The organism is Achromobacter sp. UBA2119 (assembly GCF_002331005.1).
In the GTDB taxonomy this organism is placed as follows: Bacteria; Pseudomonadota; Gammaproteobacteria; order Burkholderiales; family Burkholderiaceae_B; genus Achromobacter; species Achromobacter animicus.
The window spans coordinates 384,086-399,395 of the sequence record NZ_DCYD01000009.1 but is presented as its reverse complement, the minus strand read 5'-3'; the positions used below and the strand labels follow the sequence as shown (position 1 = coordinate 399,395).

Here is a 15,310-nt window from a genome sequence, read left to right as displayed (position 1 = left end):
CATACGGCGGGGACGCGGTGTCCCCGCCGATGTTGCAGGAATTTCAATGCTGACCTACATCGTCAAACGTCTTCTGGGCATGATCCCCACGCTGCTGCTGGTAGCGGTGGTCGTGTTCCTGTTTGTGCACATGCTTCCGGGCGACCCGGCACGGCTGGCCGCTGGCCCCGAGGCCGACCAGCAAACCGTCGAGCTCGTGCGCAAGGAACTTGGGCTGGATCTGCCCCTGCCGCAGCAGTTCGTGCGCTACTTCAGCCACATGCTGCAGGGCGACCTCGGGACCTCGCTGCGCACCAAGCGCCCCGTCTCGACCGAAATCGCCGACCGTTTCATGCCTACCCTGTGGCTCACCCTTGCGAGCATGGTGTGGTCAGTCGGCTTCGGCATGATCATCGGCATCGTGTCGGCGGTATGGCGCAATCGCTGGCCTGACCGTCTCGGCATGACGCTGGCGGTGTCCGGCATCTCGTTCCCCGCGTTCGCGCTGGGCATGATGCTGATGCAGATCTTCTCGGTGAACCTGGGCTGGCTCCCCACCGTGGGCGCATCGACCTGGCAACACTACATTCTTCCTTCCATCACGCTGGGCGCCGCGGTGGCTGCCGTGATGGCGCGTTTCACGCGGGCCTCGTTCGTCGAAGTCGTACAGGAAGACTTCGTGCGCACCGCCCGCGCCAAGGGCTTGTCCGAGCGCCGCGTGATCATCAAGCACGCGCTGCGCAATGCGCTGATTCCCGTCGTGACCATGATGGGCCTGCAGTTCGGCTTCCTGCTGGGCGGCTCGATCGTGGTCGAGACCGTGTTCAACTGGCCCGGCCTTGGCCGCCTGCTGGTGGACGCCGTGACCCAGCGCGACTATCCGGTGATCCAGGGCCTCGTGCTGCTGTTCTCGCTGGAATTCATCCTGATCAACCTGATTGTCGACGTGCTCTATGGCGTCATCAATCCCAGCATCCGTTACAAGTGAGGCGGCCATGAGCAATACGACACCCGCCGCGACCATCGCCGCCGTCCCCAAGAACGACGTGCGCACGCCCGCCACCGAGTTCTGGCGCAAGTTCAAGAAGCAGAAGCTTGCCGTCGGCGCCGGCCTCTTCGTCCTGCTGCTGGTCATCGTCGCGGCCTTCGCGCCGTGGATCGTGCCGTTCGATCCGGAGAACTTCTTCGACTATGACGCGCTGAACGCCGGGCCGTCGCTGACGCACTGGCTGGGCGTGGATTCGCTGGGCCGCGACATCTTCAGCCGCATCGTCATGGGCGCGCGCATCTCGCTGGCCGCCGGCTTCCTGTCGGTCGCCATGGGCGCCATCGTCGGCACCTTCATGGGCCTGATGGCCGGCTACTACGAAGGCTGGTGGGAACGCATCACGATGCGTATCTCCGACGTGCTGCTGGCGTTCCCCGGCATGCTGCTGGCCATCGGCGTGGTCGCCATCCTGGGTTCCAGCATGGTCAACGTGATCGTGGCTGTGGCCGTGTTCAGCGTGCCCGCGTTTGCCCGACTCGTGCGCGGCAACACGCTGTCGATCAAGCAGATGACGTACGTCGAAGCCGTCAAGAGCGTGGGCGCGTCCGACTGGACGATCATCATGCGCCACATCCTGCCCGGCACGATCTCGCCGATCGTGGTGTACGGCACGATGCGGATCGGCACCTCGATCATCACGGCCGCCAGCCTGTCGTTCCTGGGCATGGGCGCTTCGCCTCCCACGCCGGAGTGGGGCGCGATGCTGAACGAAGCACGCGCCGACATGGTCATCGCACCGCACGTCGCGATCTTCCCGGCGCTGGCGATCTTCCTGACGGTGCTGGCGTTCAACCTGCTGGGCGACGGCCTGCGCGACGCGCTCGATCCCAAGATCGACCGCAAGTAAACCTGCCGCCGGGCCTCTTGCGAGGGCCGGCGTGGAGGGCGATTTTTCCGCCGCCGCCTCCGTCCGCCACGCGCCTGCCAGCGCGTGCCCCGGACCCAGGGTGGCGGCGTTTTGCATCCTGGAGCGTGGCGACACGTAGACGAACATGGACAAACAAGCGCTGGACATTCCGCGTATCGGCGTACTGCCGTCGGGGCCGCTGGACTCGATCTGCGACGTGGGCGACGTCACCGTTGGCCATTGCACGCTGGCCGAGGGCCCGCTGCAGACCGGCGTGACCGTCGTGCGCACGCACGGCGGCGATGCCTTTCTGGACAAGACGCCGGCCGCGGCCACCGTGCTGAACGGCTTCGGCAAGAGCACCGGCCTGGTTCAGGTGCAGGAACTGGGCGTGCTGGAAACGCCGATCGGGCTGACGAACACGTTCGGCGTGGGCACCGTGGCCAATGCGCAGATCCGCGCGGCGGTCGCCGCCAACCCCGCCATCGGCCGCGGCATGGCCACCGTCAATCCGTTGGTCTTCGAGTGCAACGACGGCTACCTGAACGACATCCAGGCGCTGGCAGTCCAGGAATCCCATTACGCCGCGGCGCTGGCCGCCGCCGGCAAGCAGTTCGCGCAGGGCGCCGTGGGCGCCGGCCGCGGCATGTCCAGTTTCTCGTTCAAGGGCGGCATCGGCTCGGCCTCGCGCGTGGCGCAGATCAAGGACGGCCCGCAGTACACCGTGGGCGCGCTGGTGCTGTCGAACTTCGGCCGCCTGCCCAACCTGACGGTGGCGGGCAGGCCGTTCGGCCGCCGTCTGGCGAGCCAGCTTGACCAAGGGCTTGCGCAGCAGGGCGAGAACGCCGTGATCGCGCCCGAGAAGGGCTCGATCATCCTGCTGGTGGCCACCGACGCGCCGCTGGATTCGCGCCAGTTGCGCCGTCTGTCGCTGCGCGCCGGCGCGGGCCTGGCGCGCACCGGCTCGGTGTTCGGGCACGGCAGCGGCGACATCGCGCTGGCGTTTTCCACGGCATACACGATTCCGCAATTGGCCGAGTCGCCCATGCCCGCGCTTGCCATGCTGCACGAGGCCCGCATCGATCCGCTGTTCGAAGCCGCCGCCGAGTCCTGCGAGCAGGCCATCATTGCCGCGCTGTGGCACGCAGAGAGCGTGACCGGCCGCGACGGCCATCACCGAGATTCCATCCGCCACGCCGCGCCCGACTGGCGCCAGTGGCTGTCCGCTACCGAATTCTGAATATCCTGAAGGCCAACTCATGAAGATCCTGATTTCCACCGATATCGAAGGCGTCGCCGGCGTCTTCCATCCCGAGCAGGTCCGCGCCGGCAATGGCGAATACGAGCGCGCGCGCGCCTGGATGACCGCCGAGGCCAACGCGGCCGTGCAGGGCGCCATTGCGGGCGGCGCCGAAGAGATTCTGGTCAACGATTCGCACGGCGGCTTTCGCAATCTGCTGCCCGACGGCCTGGACGAGCGCGCCCGACTGGTGCTGGGCAAGCCGCGCTACCTGGGCATGATGGGCGGGCTGGAAGAAGCGTGCGACGCCGTCTTCATGATCGGCTACCACTCCCGCTCGCAGGGCCGCGGCATCCTGGCCCACACCATCAACAGCTTCGCGTTCGCCCGCGTCGTCATCAACGGCATGGAGCTGGGCGAAGCGGGCCTGTACGGCGCGCTGGCCGGCGAACTGGGCGTGCCCGTCATCCTGGGCACCGGCGACGATGTGTTCATCGCGGAAACGCGCGATACGTTCCCCGGCGCTGAATGGGTGCAGACCAAAGTCGCGCACGGGCAGGGCAGTGGCATCACGCTGTCGCCCGCCGCGTCCCGCCGCGCGATTGCCGCGGCCGCCGAAACGGCCGTGCGCAACTTCAAGCGCGGCGGCGACAAGAAAGCCGTTCCTTTCGTCATTCCCGCGCCTATAGAATGCCGGTTGCAGACGCAGAGCGCGGCATTGGCCGACCTGTTCTGCATGTGGCCCACGCTCGAACGCGTGGACGGCGTCACCTTGCGATTCACCACGGATAGCATGCAGTCCGCCATCCGTACGCTGAACAGCCTGGGCGCCATGTCTTTCATGTTGCGCTAAGGATCCCATCTCCCATGTCTAGCACCGACGCCCGTATTGCCCAATTGCGGCAGGCCATGAGCCGCCGCGGTCTGACCGCCTACGTCGTACCTTCCTCGGACCCGCACCTGTCCGAATACCTGCCGGCCCGCTGGCAGGGGCGGCGCTGGCTGTCGGGCTTCACGGGCTCGGTGGGCACGCTGGTGGTCACGGCGGACTTCGCTGGTCTGTGGGTGGACAGCCGCTACTGGGTGCAGGCCGAAGCGCAGCTCGCCGGCACCGGCGTGCAGCTGATGAAGATTGCGCTGGCATCGACGCCGGGCCATGTCGACTGGCTGGCCGCCAATACCGGCGCGGGCGACGTCATCGGCGTGGACGGCGCGGTGCTGGGCCTGGGCGCCTTCCGCGCCTTGTCGGCTGCAGCGGCAACGTCCGGCGCCGTGCTGGAAATCCGCGAAGACCTGCTGGACGAAGTATGGGACGACCGCGCCGGCCTGCCGGACGCCAAAATTTATGAACACGTGGCGCCCGAAGCCTGCGTGACGCGTGCCGACAAGCTGGCGCAGGTGCGCGACGCGATGCGCAAGCACGGCGCGGACGTGCATTTCATCTGCACGCTCGACGACATCGCCTGGCTGTTCAACCTGCGCGGCGCGGACGTGGATTACAACCCCGTTTTCGTCGGCCATGCGCTGGTAGGCCTGGACCACGCCACGCTGTTCGTGGCCGATGGCAAGATTGATGACGACCTGCGCGCCATCCTGGCCGCGGACGGCGTCGAAGTGGCTGACTATGCCCAGGCGGCGGATGCGCTGGCTTCGCTGGAACAGGATCAGAAGCTGCTGATCGATCCGGCCCGCGTCACCTGCGGCGTGTTCCATGCCATGGACCCGGCCGTGCCGCGCGTGGAAGCCATCAACCCGTCCACGCTGCTCAAGTCGCGCAAGACCGACGCAGAGCTGGCCAACGTGCGCCAGGCGATGGCGCAGGACGGCGCCGCGCTGTGCGAATTCTTCGCCTGGTTCGAAGGCGCGCTGGGCAAGGAAACCATTACCGAACTGACCATCGACGAGCAGATCACGGCCGCCCGCGCGCGCCGTCCCGCCTACGTCTGCCCCAGCTTCGCCACCATCGCGGGCTTCAATGCCAACGGCGCGATGCCGCATTACCGCGCCACGCCCGAATCGCACGCCACGATCGAGGGCGACGGCCTGTTGCTCATCGACTCGGGCGGCCAGTACCGGGGCGGCACCACCGACATCACGCGCGTGGTGGCGGTGGGCACGCCCAGCGCGGACCAGAAGGTCGACTTCACGCTGGTGCTCAAGGGCATGATCGCGCTGTCGCGCGCATCGTTCCCGCGCGGCACGCCGTCGCCCATGCTGGACGCCATCGCGCGCGCGCCCATCTGGGAAGGCGGCGCGGAGTACGGCCACGGCACGGGTCACGGCGTGGGCTATTTCCTGAACGTGCACGAAGGCCCGCAGGTCATCTCGTACCGCGCGATACCGGGCCCGCACACGGCCATGGAGCCGGGCATGATCACGTCCAACGAGCCGGGCATCTACCGTCCGGGCCGCTGGGGCGTGCGGATCGAGAATCTGGTCGCCAACCGCAGCTGGCTGACCTCGGAGCTGGGCGAATTTCTGTGCTTCGAAACGCTGACGATGTGCCCGATCGACACGCGCTGCATCGAGCCTTCGCTGATGCGCGAGGACGAGATCGACTGGCTGAACGACTATCACAAGACGGTGTTCGAACGCCTGTCGCTGCTGGTCGAGGGTGAGGCGCTGGCGTGGTTGACGCTGCGTTGCGCAGCGATCTGACGTTGCATTGATGCCGGCGGCGCCCGGCGCAAAGCAGAAAGGCCACGACGCATGACGCCGTGGCCTTTTTTCATGGCGCGCGGTTGAGGCTATCGCACGGACCCGCCTTGATTGCGGTAGAGCAGGCGCGTGGCCACCAGGCAACCCAGCGACAGCAATGCGCCGTAGGCCAGCAGCACCAGCGCGACGGACGCCGGTGATTGGGCGGCCCATGCCAACTGCTCCCAGGTCATGGACTTGAGGATGATGAGACCGGCGCCCAGGCCCAGCACCTGCGCGAACCAGAACGCAAGGCTGCCCAGCGCCACGGCCCGGCCGGTGCCGGCGTATTCAAAGGCGTGGGGTAGCAGCTTCAGGCACACGATCGTGACCAGCGCCAGCAGCGCGACTGGCAATACCCAATAGCCCAGCGCGTACTCGGCCCATCCCGCTTCCAGCGTCTGCATCTGCAGAAAGCCGCCGAGCATGATGGAGAAGCTGGTCTGCCAGATCAGGACGGTCAGGCCGCAAATCCACGCCGCATGCCGCCGCGTCAGCGTAAGGCCTGCGCCCGGGCCGGTGGGCCCCGCCGTCCATGCGGCAATGCGCAACGCCACCCAGATGCCGATGACTTCCAGCACGATGGTGACGGCGCGGATCATCAGGTTGATGGCGATGGACCGGCCCACGATGCCCAGGCCGAATGCTTCCTCGAGCCAGGAGCCGCTCTTGAACGTGCCGATCATGAGCACGTTCTGTGCAATGCCGACGCCGCTGGACAGGCACAGCGTGTAGAGCGCCTGCAGGGCCAGGAACGTAGCCAGCATCCTGCCGGGCTGATTCACGGTCGCGGCATCGTGCCGGGCGAGCCACTGGCGCGTCGCGCACCAGGCGGTCAGGCCCACGACCAGCAGGGTCGACACCAGGGTGGCCAGCAGCGGGGCCAGCACCGGCGGCTGCATGTAGCTCGCGCGGATCTGGTCGCCGTAGGGCAACGGCGTCATCAACGTGTAGGCCTGCACCAGCACGGAATAAGCCAGCCGCAGCAGAACGGCGGCGACAGCGATGCGCCAGGCAAGGGAATAGGCAGGACGGGTGGAGTCGGTCATCAGCGCGAGGGTGAAGAACGGAGGGCGCTGCCGGGAAGGCAGCGGTCGAAAAATAGGGAGCGACCATAGCACGTGCGCGTGGCGCGGCTCGCAGCGTTGCCTTGCCGAGTGCAGCCAATTGTTACCCGCACGGCGCTAGGGGAAAACCCAAGCAAGTCGCGTCGCCCGGCTATAATCCAAATTTCCCGCACGCGCCCGCTCGTCCCGGGTGCTCATTACGATGACCAAATACGTATTTGTCACCGGCGGTGTGGTGTCTTCCCTGGGCAAGGGCATCGCCGCTGCGTCGCTTGCTGCCATTCTCGAGTCGCGTGGTTTGCAGGTCACCATGCTGAAGCTCGACCCCTACATCAACGTCGATCCGGGCACGATGAGCCCCTTCCAGCACGGTGAAGTGTTCGTCACTGAAGACGGCGCCGAAACCGACCTGGACCTGGGCCACTACGAGCGCTTCATTTCCGCTCGCATGCACAAGGTGAACAACTTCACCACCGGGCAGATCTACGAATCCGTGCTGCGCAAGGAGCGCCGTGGCGACTACCTGGGCAAGACCGTCCAGGTGATTCCCCACATCACGAACGAAATCCAGGACTTCATCGCCCGTGGCGCCGAAGCCGGCTGGAATGGCAACACCGATGTTGCCATCGTCGAAATCGGCGGCACGGTCGGCGACATCGAGTCGCTGCCGTTCCTCGAGGCCGCCCGCCAGATGAGCCTGCGCATGGGCCGCAACAACGCGGCCTTCGTGCACCTGACGCTGGTGCCCTTCATCGCCTCCGCCGGCGAACTGAAGACCAAGCCCACGCAGCACTCGGTGCAGAAGCTGCGCGAAATCGGCATCTACCCGAACGCGCTGCTGTGCCGCGCCGACCGCCGCATTCCGGACGACGAGCGCGCCAAGATCTCGATGTTCTCGAACGTGCCCCTGGACGCGGTCATTTCCGTCTGGGACGCCGACTCCATCTACAAGATCCCCGCCATGCTGCACAAGCAAGGCGTGGACAACATCGTCTGCGAAGCCCTGGGCCTGACCCCGCCGCCGGCCGACCTGTCCATGTGGGACAACCTGGTCGAAGCGCTGGAACACCCCGAGCACCAGCTCACCATCGGCATGGTCGGCAAGTACGTCGACCTGACCGAGTCGTACAAGTCGCTGACGGAAGCCCTGGTTCACGCCGGCATCCACACGCGCTCGAAGATCAACATCGAGTACATCGACTCGGAAGACATCGAAACCCGCGGCACCGACCAGTTGAAGCACCTGGACGCCATTCTGGTTCCGGGCGGCTTCGGCAAGCGCGGCACCGAAGGCAAGATCGCCGCCATCCGCTACGCCCGTGAAAACGGCGTGCCGTACCTGGGCATCTGCCTGGGCATGCAGCTGGCGGTCATCGAATTCGCCCGTCACGTCGCCGGCCTGGGCGGCGCCAACAGCACCGAATTCGATCCTTCCGCACCGCACCCGGTGGTTGCACTCATCACCGAGTGGATGGACCGCGAAGGCAAGGTCGAAAAGCGCGACAACTCGTCCGACCTGGGCGGCACCATGCGCAAGGGCGCGCAACGCGTGCCGATCAAGGCCGGCACCCGCGCGCAGACCATCTATGGCGACGAAGTGAACGAACGTCACCGTCACCGCTATGAGGTCAACAACGTCTACGTGCCGCGCCTGGAAGAAGCCGGCATGGTGATCAGCGCCCGCACGCCGACCGAGAACCTGCCCGAAATGATGGAACTGCCCAACCACCCGTGGTTCGTCGGCGTCCAGTTCCACCCGGAGTTCACGTCCACCCCGCGCGACGGCCATCCGCTGTTCTCCAGCTACATCCGCGCCGCCATCGAGCAGAAGGCTCGCCGCGGCCAGGAGGCCTGATGCGCGTCCGCGGTCCTGAGTTCCGTAAGCGGATCCTCGGGGCCGCGGGCCGTTTCCCCAGCGCCGCCCTATACGGCGGCGCTTCTTTCGGATACAACCGATTAGCATCGGATATGCGTCGCCCGTGCGCCTTGCGCGACACTGGCGGCGGCGTCGTATCCGGCGTCAGCCCCCAACCAACGCAACTGCTCTGAAGGAACCCCATGAGTGCTTATCTCATCGCCGACGTCAAAGTGACCAAGCCTGCGCAGTACGAGGACTACAAGCGTCTGTCCACGCTCGCGATGCGCGCGTACGATGCCAAGATCCTGGTGCGCGGCGGCGAATCCAAGCACCTTGAGGGGCGTGAACCCGGCCGTACCGTCGTCATGGAATTTCCGTCCATGGCTGCGGCGCAGGCGTTCTACGATTCCTGGCAGTACCGCCGTGCCCGCAATGCCCGCGAAGGCGCGGCCGTCATGAATATGTTTATCGTTCAGGGAATGTAAAGTCATGAGTGCAATCGTCGACATCATCGGCCGCGAGATTCTGGATTCGCGCGGCAACCCCACCGTGGAATGCGATGTGCTGCTGGAATCCGGCGCCATGGGCCGTGCGGCCGTGCCGTCGGGCGCGTCCACCGGCGCGCGCGAAGCCATCGAACTTCGTGACGGCGACAAGGGCCGTTATCTGGGCAAGGGCGTGCTGCGCGCCGTTGAAAACCTCAACACCGAAATCTCCGAAGCCCTGATGGGCCTGGACGCGCAGGAACAGACGTTCGTCGATCGCACCCTGATCGAACTGGACGGCACCGAGTCCAAGGAGCGCCTGGGCGCCAACGCCATCCTGGCAGCCAGCATGGCCGTGGCCCGCGCCGCCGCCGACGAATCGGGCCTGTCCCTGTACCGCTATTTCGGCGGCAGCGGCCCCATGAGCATGCCCGTCCCGATGATGAACGTCATCAACGGCGGCGCGCACGCCAACAACACGCTGGACCTGCAGGAACTGATGATCCTGCCGGTGGGCGCCGGCAGCTTCCGCGAAGCCCTGCGTTGGGGCGCTGAAGTCTTCCACATGCTCAAGAAGCTGATCCACGGCCAGGGCATGTCCACTGCCGTTGGCGACGAGGGCGGTTTTGCGCCCAACGTTCCCAGCCACGAAGCCGCCATTCAGCTCATCCTGAAGGCCATCACCGAAGCTGGCTACGAGCCGGGCACGCAGATCGCCCTGGGTCTGGACTGCGCCAGCTCCGAGTTCTACCGCGACGGCAAGTACACGCTGGCCGGCGAAGGCGGCATCTCGCTGTCCTCGCAAGAGTTCACGAACCTGTTGGCCACGTGGTGCGACAAGTACCCGATCATCTCGATCGAAGACGGCATGGCCGAAAACGACTGGGAAGGCTGGAAGCTCCTGACCGACCAGCTCGGCAAGAAGGTTCAGCTGGTGGGCGACGATCTGTTCGTCACCAACACCAAGATCCTGCGTGAAGGCATCCAGAAGGGCGTCGCCAACTCGATCCTCATCAAGATCAACCAGATCGGCACGCTGACCGAAACGTTTGCCGCCATCGAAATGGCCAAGCGCGCCGGTTACACCGCCGTCGTCTCGCACCGTTCGGGCGAAACCGAAGACTCGACCATCGCCGACATCGCCGTGGCGACCAACGCGATGCAGATCAAGACCGGCTCGCTGTCGCGCTCGGATCGCATGGCCAAGTACAACCAGCTCCTGCGCATCGAAGAAGAGCTGGCTGAAGTGGCGTCGTACCCCGGCCTGGAAGCTTTCTACAACCTGCGTTGATAAGAAGCGCGGCCCCGGCGTCTTGCCAGGGCCGCATCCACGCCACGACAGTTGAGGTTCCCGCGTATGCGCCTGTTGTTCCTGGTGCTGTTCGTGCTGCTAGGCTTGATCCAATACCCGCTGTGGCTGGGTAAGGGCGGCTGGTTCAAGGTCTGGGATCTGCAACGCCAGGTGGCGGAGCAGCGCGAGACCAACGAAGGCCTGCGCGCGCGCAATGCCGCGCTTGAGGCCGAAGTGCGCGATCTGGAAGGTGGATCGGGAGCCATCGAGGAGCGGGCGCGCGGAGAGCTGGGCATGATGCGGGACGGCGAAGTGTTCGTGCACATCCTGCCCCAGAATACCCAGCCGCCCGCCGGCGCCTCGCTTTCCGCCGAAGCGCCGCCCAAACCTGCCGTAACCGGCACCCCGGCGCGCGCAAATGCGCCGGCTGCCCGGCCTGCGTCGGCCGCGCCCACGACCCGGCCTGCTTCGACGACGGCCACCCCCCGGCCCGCGTCGGCAACGCCTGCCAGACCCGCCGCCACGACCGGCGCCAACAATTCAAATTCCACCGCCCGGCAGTGATGCCCGGCGGTTTTTTTGACCGGGCGGCGTCCCCGCCTATCCTGAGCCGCAGCGCAACTGCCGGCACTCCCCGTACACCACGCCTTCCGGATGGGGCCGCTTGCGCGCCCAGTCGACCGGATGCGTGTGCATTTCGTGTTCCAGCTCCACCACGATGGGCAGCAGGCCGCGGGTCAGCGCGTGGCCGGTGTAGGTGCCATCCTGCCGGCCTGACACGGCCAGCAGCGCCCGCAACGGCGGCAGCAGTGGCTTGTGCAAATACGTCAGGCGCAGCTTGAGCGTGTTGGCCAGGAAGATGTCCTGGCCGCCCGGGCGTGGCGGGCGGCGGGCATGCTGCAGATCCTGGTAGCCGTTGTCGATGGTCCGTAGGCCCGGCGCGCCAGCCACCTGCAGGTCCGGCCGCCCGTGCTCGCGGAACGACTGGTCGTCGGGCCGCAGCACTTCAATGCGCCAGGGCGGGGCCCCCATCAATGCCTTCAGTGCTGCCATCGCGCCATCCCGCCGTTCAATGGCGCCGGCCGGGCCGCTGGCGCTCGCATGCAGCGGCAGCAACGCCTGCAGAAAGGCCGCTCGCAGCCGGGCCGGGTCGCCATGGCCCGTGGCGCCGGCGCGCGCCGCTTCCATCAGCGCCAGGTGCGCCATCTGGCGCGCGCCGTGCCACCGCGCGGCCTCGACGCACAGCAGGCCCAGCAGCAGCACGATGGCGCCTGCCACGGCGAACTCGAGGGCGGCGGCCCCGTGTTGCCGGCGTACGGCGTGTAAGTCGCAAGAAAAAATAAAGGCGGTCATGGCTGCGCAGTGTGGCGCGCCCATGACCGCCTGTCGATAAGGACAATCCGGCGTGACAAAAACGTTCCGGCGGGCTTGCCGCCGGGACGCATCAATCATCAATGCACGGTGGGAGGCTCATCTCCGGAGGACGTCTGGCTCGCCGAGAACAGCGCCGCGCAGTCGACCGTATCGAACTTGTAAGGCTTGCCGCAGAAATCGCAGGCCACGTCGACCTGGCCGCGCTCTTCCAGGATGCTGTTGACCTCTTCTTCGCCCAGCGAACGCAGCATGTTCGCCACGCGCTCGCGAGTGCAGGGACAGTGCCAGCTCACCGGCTGGGGGTCGAAGGCGATGAGCGTTTCTTCCCAGAACAGGCGATGGATGAGCGTGTCGATGTCGGTGGCCAGGATCTCGTCGCGCTTAAGCGTGCCGGCCAGGGCGTTGATGCGTTCCCAGGTCTCGGCGGCTACCTGTTCGGTCAGGGCGCGGTCGGTCTCGCCGCCGCCGTGGTGCGGCAGGCGCTGCAGCAGCATGCCGGCCGCGTGGTCGGCGTCGGCCGACAGCCACAGCCGCGTATCCAGTTGCTCCGAGGCCTTCATGTAGTGTTGCAGGGCTTCGGCGACGGTATCGCCTTCGAGCGGCACGATGCCCTGGTAGGCCTGCTGGCCGGGCAGCTTGCGCTGCGGGTCCAGCACCACGATGAAGCGTCCATTGCCGCCGGGGTTCAACAGGCTTTGCATGTCGCCGGTGCTGGGCACGTCGTGGCCTTCGCGCATCTTGACAGTGGCGCGCAGGCTGAGGTCCGAGCGGCATTCCACCACCAGCAGGGCGATGGGGCCGTCGCCCTGGATCTGCAGCACCAGCGAGCCATCGAACTTGATGTTGGCGGCGAGCAGGGTGGATGCCGCCACCAGTTCACCCAGCAGGTCGGTGATGGCGGGCGGGTAATCGTGGTTGGCCTGGACGGCCTTCCACGTGTCAGACAGGCGCACCGCTTGGACGCGGACGCTGCGGTCTTCGGTAAGGTATTTTTTGAGCTGATCGGTCATAGCGGAATGTTAGCCGATCGCGGGGGGGTATTCCCCCTGCTGGCAGCAGGGGTTGGGGCACTTGCGGGGGCCCTCGGGGGAGCCGTCAGCCGATGCGTTTCAGGGCCGTCTTGTACTGTTGGCCGCGCGCCACGTAATGGGCGGTGTTCTTGTGCATGTTGGCGATTTCCTCGGCGGAAAGCTCCCGCACGATCTTGCCAATGCCGATGACCAGCGAATTGTCCGGAATGACCCGGTCTTCGGGGATGATCGCGCCGGCGCCGATCAGGCAGTTGCGGCCGATGACGGCATTGTTCAGGACGATCGCCTGCATGCCGACCAGCGCCCCTTCGTGGATGGTGCAGCCGTGCAGCATGGCCTGGTGGCCAACGGTGACGTTCGGGCCGATGGTCATGGGACAGCCCGCGTCGACGTGCAGGACGCTGGATTCCTGGATGTTGGTGCCTTCGCGGATCAGGATGGCGTCGTTGTCGGCGCGGATCGATACATGCGACCAGATGCTGACGCCGGCTTCCAGCGTGACGTTGCCGATGAGGTCGGCGCTGTCGGCCACGTAGGCCTGCGGGTCGATGCGGGGGATCAGGTCGTTGAGCTGGTAAATGGCCATGCCTAGGTCTCCGTTTGCCGCGCCGGGGCGGCAACGGGCGCGCCAACGTCGGTCTGGGGCGCGCTGGCCTGCGCGCGTTCTGCTTCACGCTCGCGCAGGATGCGCCGCTGGATCTTGCCCGTGGTGGTCATGGGCAGTTCGTCCACGTATTCGATTTCCTTCGGGTATTCGTACGGCGCCAGGCGCTCGCGCACGTGCTCCTGAAGGTTTTCGGTGATTTCGCCTCGGTCCCGGAGGGCAAATTCCGGCGTCAGCACCACAAAGGCCTTGACCACCGCCCCGCGCTCGGCGTCCGGCTTGGGCACCACGGCGGCATTGGCCACGGCCGGGTGGCCAATTAGGCAGCTTTCGATTTCACCCGGGCCGATCCGGTAGCCGGCCGACTTGAAAACGTCGTCGGCGCGGCCCGCATACCAGAGGTAGCCGTCCTCATCCACGGTGGCGAGGTCGCCCGTCAGGCACCAGTCGCCCTTGAACTTGGCCAGCGTGGCGGCCTCGTTGCGCCAGTAACCCAGGAACATGACCGGGTCCGGAAAGCCGTGGATGTCCAGCCGGTTGACCGCGATCTCGCCCGTGGCGCCCGGCGCGACCGGCGTGCCGTCGTCGTCCAGCACCGCCACATTGTGGCCGGGATACGGGCGGCCCATCGACCCGGGTTTGGCGGGCCAGCGTTTGTTGCTGTTGCCCACCACGTAGTTCATTTCGGTCTGGCCGAACATTTCGTTGGGCGTCACGCCCAGCGCCGTCCGGCACCAATCGAACACCGTCTCGCCCACGCTTTCGCCGGCGCTCATGATGGAGCGCAAGGCCAGCTGGTAGCGCTGGCGGGGCTCTGGCACCGCCTTCATCATCATCTTCAGCGCGGTGGGGAAGAGGAACGTATTGGTGACCTGATAGCGTTCCAGCAGCTCGAAGGCGCGTTCCACGGAGAAGCGCCCGCGCGTGCCGACGATGGGGTGGCCGAAATACAGCGTGGGCAGCAGGGCGTCCATCATGCCGCCGGTCCAGGCCCAATCGGCGGGCGACCAGAATACGTCGGCGGGCTTGGGAAACCAGTCCTGCGAGGCAACAAAGCCCGGCAGGTTGCCGATCAGCACGCTGTGGGGCAGCAGCGCGCCCTTGGGGGCGCCGGTGGTGCCGGAGGTGTAAAGCAGGATGGCCGGATCCGACGAACGGGTCTGCACGGCCTTGAATTCGTTGGGCTGGCGGGCCAGCAGGCTGCGCCACGGCAGCACGCGCTCGTCGGCGAAGCCGATGCCGATGACCTGCTGCAGGGCGGGACAGTGTTCGGTAACGGCCAGCAGGTTGGCGCTGGAGGCGTGGTCGACGATGGCGACGCGGGCTTCGGCATCGCACAGGCGGCTTTGCAGTGCCTCGGGCCCGAAGAGCGCCGACAGGGGCAGGACCACCGCGCCCACGCTGTAGATAGCCATGTGGGCGACTACGGTTTCCGGGCGTTGCCCCAAAACCACACCGACGCGGTCGCCTTTGCCCACGCCCATTTTCACCAGGCCGTTGGCGAGCTGATTGGCGGCTTCCGCCAGGCGGGCGAAGGTCCAGACCTCGCGGTTGCCGGACTCATCTTCGTAGTAGATGGCAATGCGCCGCGCATCCGGACTGCTGGATGCCCAGCGGTGGCAGCACGCTTCCGCGATGTTGAACTGGGTGGGCACCAGCCAGCGGAATGATTGGTAGAGCGCCTGATATTGGTCGTTCATGGCCCTATGTTGTAAGCATGTTGCGGCGTGAACGGGTCATATCGCCCGTTACTCAGGTGCAAGCATGACCTAGAGGGGCGTGAACTGCA

14 protein-coding genes are annotated in these 15,310 nt (G+C 66.3%); 9 read left to right on the top strand and 5 right to left on the bottom strand.

The window, feature by feature from the left end; translation table 11 throughout:
- Window positions 1-46: 46 nt before the first annotated feature.
- The 5 genes from gsiC (at window position 47) to B3098_RS07020 (ending at window position 5,772) form a co-directional block, all read left to right on the top strand.
- On the top strand, window positions 47-967 hold the full coding sequence (gene gsiC / locus B3098_RS07040) for a glutathione ABC transporter permease GsiC (protein ID WP_056322028.1): 921 nt from the start codon (window positions 47-49) through the stop codon (window positions 965-967).
- A gap of 7 nt (window positions 968-974) precedes the next feature.
- On the top strand, window positions 975-1,874 hold the full coding sequence (gene gsiD, locus B3098_RS07035; RefSeq protein WP_175122914.1) for a glutathione ABC transporter permease GsiD: 900 nt from the start codon (window positions 975-977) through the stop codon (window positions 1,872-1,874).
- Between the two features lie 145 nt (window positions 1,875-2,019).
- Window positions 2,020-3,114, top strand: coding sequence for a P1 family peptidase (locus B3098_RS07030; RefSeq protein ID WP_286893399.1), 1,095 nt, complete (start codon window positions 2,020-2,022; stop codon window positions 3,112-3,114).
- Between the two features lie 19 nt (window positions 3,115-3,133).
- Complete coding sequence (locus tag B3098_RS07025; protein ID WP_286893397.1) at window positions 3,134-3,967, top strand: M55 family metallopeptidase; 834 nt, start codon at window positions 3,134-3,136, stop codon at window positions 3,965-3,967.
- Between the two features lie 14 nt (window positions 3,968-3,981).
- A complete protein-coding gene (locus B3098_RS07020) occupies window positions 3,982-5,772 on the top strand; it encodes an aminopeptidase P family protein (protein WP_286893394.1) in 1,791 nt (596 codons plus the stop codon).
- Window positions 5,773-5,861: 89 nt separating this feature from the next.
- Here B3098_RS07020 and B3098_RS07015 read toward each other — a convergent pair whose 3' ends face one another.
- Window positions 5,862-6,860 carry a hypothetical protein gene (locus tag B3098_RS07015; protein ID WP_286893390.1) on the bottom strand — a complete coding sequence of 333 codons (999 nt, stop codon included), beginning with the start codon at window positions 6,858-6,860 and terminating at the stop codon, window positions 5,862-5,864.
- Between the two features lie 220 nt (window positions 6,861-7,080).
- Here B3098_RS07015 and B3098_RS07010 point away from each other — a divergent pair, with 220 nt between their 5' ends.
- The 4 genes from B3098_RS07010 (at window position 7,081) to ftsB (ending at window position 11,076) form a co-directional block, all read left to right on the top strand.
- Window positions 7,081-8,733: a CTP synthase gene (locus tag B3098_RS07010; RefSeq protein WP_175122909.1), complete on the top strand. Its 1,653-nt coding sequence runs from the start codon at window positions 7,081-7,083 to the stop codon at window positions 8,731-8,733.
- A 203-nt stretch (window positions 8,734-8,936) separates the two neighbouring features.
- A complete protein-coding gene (locus B3098_RS07005) occupies window positions 8,937-9,221 on the top strand; it encodes a DUF1330 domain-containing protein (protein ID WP_056322046.1) in 285 nt (94 codons plus the stop codon).
- Between the two features lie 4 nt (window positions 9,222-9,225).
- Window positions 9,226-10,512 carry a phosphopyruvate hydratase gene (gene eno / locus B3098_RS07000; protein WP_054429546.1) on the top strand — a complete coding sequence of 429 codons (1,287 nt, stop codon included), beginning with the start codon at window positions 9,226-9,228 and terminating at the stop codon, window positions 10,510-10,512.
- A 66-nt stretch (window positions 10,513-10,578) separates the two neighbouring features.
- Window positions 10,579-11,076, top strand: coding sequence for a cell division protein FtsB (ftsB, locus tag B3098_RS06995; protein WP_175122908.1), 498 nt, complete (start codon window positions 10,579-10,581; stop codon window positions 11,074-11,076).
- Between the two features lie 36 nt (window positions 11,077-11,112).
- On the opposite strand, the gene B3098_RS06990 is transcribed toward ftsB, so the two are convergent.
- The 4 genes from B3098_RS06990 to B3098_RS06975 form a co-directional block, all read right to left on the bottom strand.
- Window positions 11,113-11,865 (bottom strand): TadE family protein, encoded by a 753-nt coding sequence (locus B3098_RS06990; protein WP_349677718.1) that lies wholly within the window; start codon window positions 11,863-11,865, stop codon window positions 11,113-11,115.
- Window positions 11,866-11,963: 98 nt separating this feature from the next.
- On the bottom strand, window positions 11,964-12,896 hold the full coding sequence (gene hslO, locus B3098_RS06985) for an Hsp33 family molecular chaperone HslO (protein ID WP_286893376.1): 933 nt from the start codon (window positions 12,894-12,896) through the stop codon (window positions 11,964-11,966).
- An 85-nt stretch (window positions 12,897-12,981) separates the two neighbouring features.
- Entirely contained in the window at window positions 12,982-13,503 is a 522-nt protein-coding gene (locus B3098_RS06980; protein ID WP_175122905.1) for a gamma carbonic anhydrase family protein, read from the bottom strand.
- Between the two features lie 2 nt (window positions 13,504-13,505).
- Entirely contained in the window at window positions 13,506-15,221 is a 1,716-nt protein-coding gene (locus tag B3098_RS06975) for an acyl-CoA synthetase (protein ID WP_286893374.1), read from the bottom strand.
- Window positions 15,222-15,310: the final 89 nt, after the last annotated feature.

Coding starts and splice junctions, on each gene's coding strand:
- gsiC (WP_056322028.1), top strand. CDS start 47: ATGCTGACCTACATCGTCAAACGTCTTCTGGGCATGATCCCCACGCTG.
- gsiD (WP_175122914.1), top strand. CDS start 975: ATGAGCAATACGACACCCGCCGCGACCATCGCCGCCGTCCCCAAGAAC.
- B3098_RS07030 (WP_286893399.1), top strand. CDS start 2,020: ATGGACAAACAAGCGCTGGACATTCCGCGTATCGGCGTACTGCCGTCG.
- B3098_RS07025 (WP_286893397.1), top strand. CDS start 3,134: ATGAAGATCCTGATTTCCACCGATATCGAAGGCGTCGCCGGCGTCTTC.
- B3098_RS07020 (WP_286893394.1), top strand. CDS start 3,982: ATGTCTAGCACCGACGCCCGTATTGCCCAATTGCGGCAGGCCATGAGC.
- B3098_RS07015 (WP_286893390.1), bottom strand. CDS start 6,860: ATGACCGACTCCACCCGTCCTGCCTATTCCCTTGCCTGGCGCATCGCT.
- B3098_RS07010 (WP_175122909.1), top strand. CDS start 7,081: ATGACCAAATACGTATTTGTCACCGGCGGTGTGGTGTCTTCCCTGGGC.
- B3098_RS07005 (WP_056322046.1), top strand. CDS start 8,937: ATGAGTGCTTATCTCATCGCCGACGTCAAAGTGACCAAGCCTGCGCAG.
- eno (WP_054429546.1), top strand. CDS start 9,226: ATGAGTGCAATCGTCGACATCATCGGCCGCGAGATTCTGGATTCGCGC.
- ftsB (WP_175122908.1), top strand. CDS start 10,579: ATGCGCCTGTTGTTCCTGGTGCTGTTCGTGCTGCTAGGCTTGATCCAA.
- B3098_RS06990 (WP_349677718.1), bottom strand. CDS start 11,865: ATGACCGCCTTTATTTTTTCTTGCGACTTACACGCCGTACGCCGGCAA.
- hslO (WP_286893376.1), bottom strand. CDS start 12,896: ATGACCGATCAGCTCAAAAAATACCTTACCGAAGACCGCAGCGTCCGC.
- B3098_RS06980 (WP_175122905.1), bottom strand. CDS start 13,503: ATGGCCATTTACCAGCTCAACGACCTGATCCCCCGCATCGACCCGCAG.
- B3098_RS06975 (WP_286893374.1), bottom strand. CDS start 15,221: ATGAACGACCAATATCAGGCGCTCTACCAATCATTCCGCTGGCTGGTG.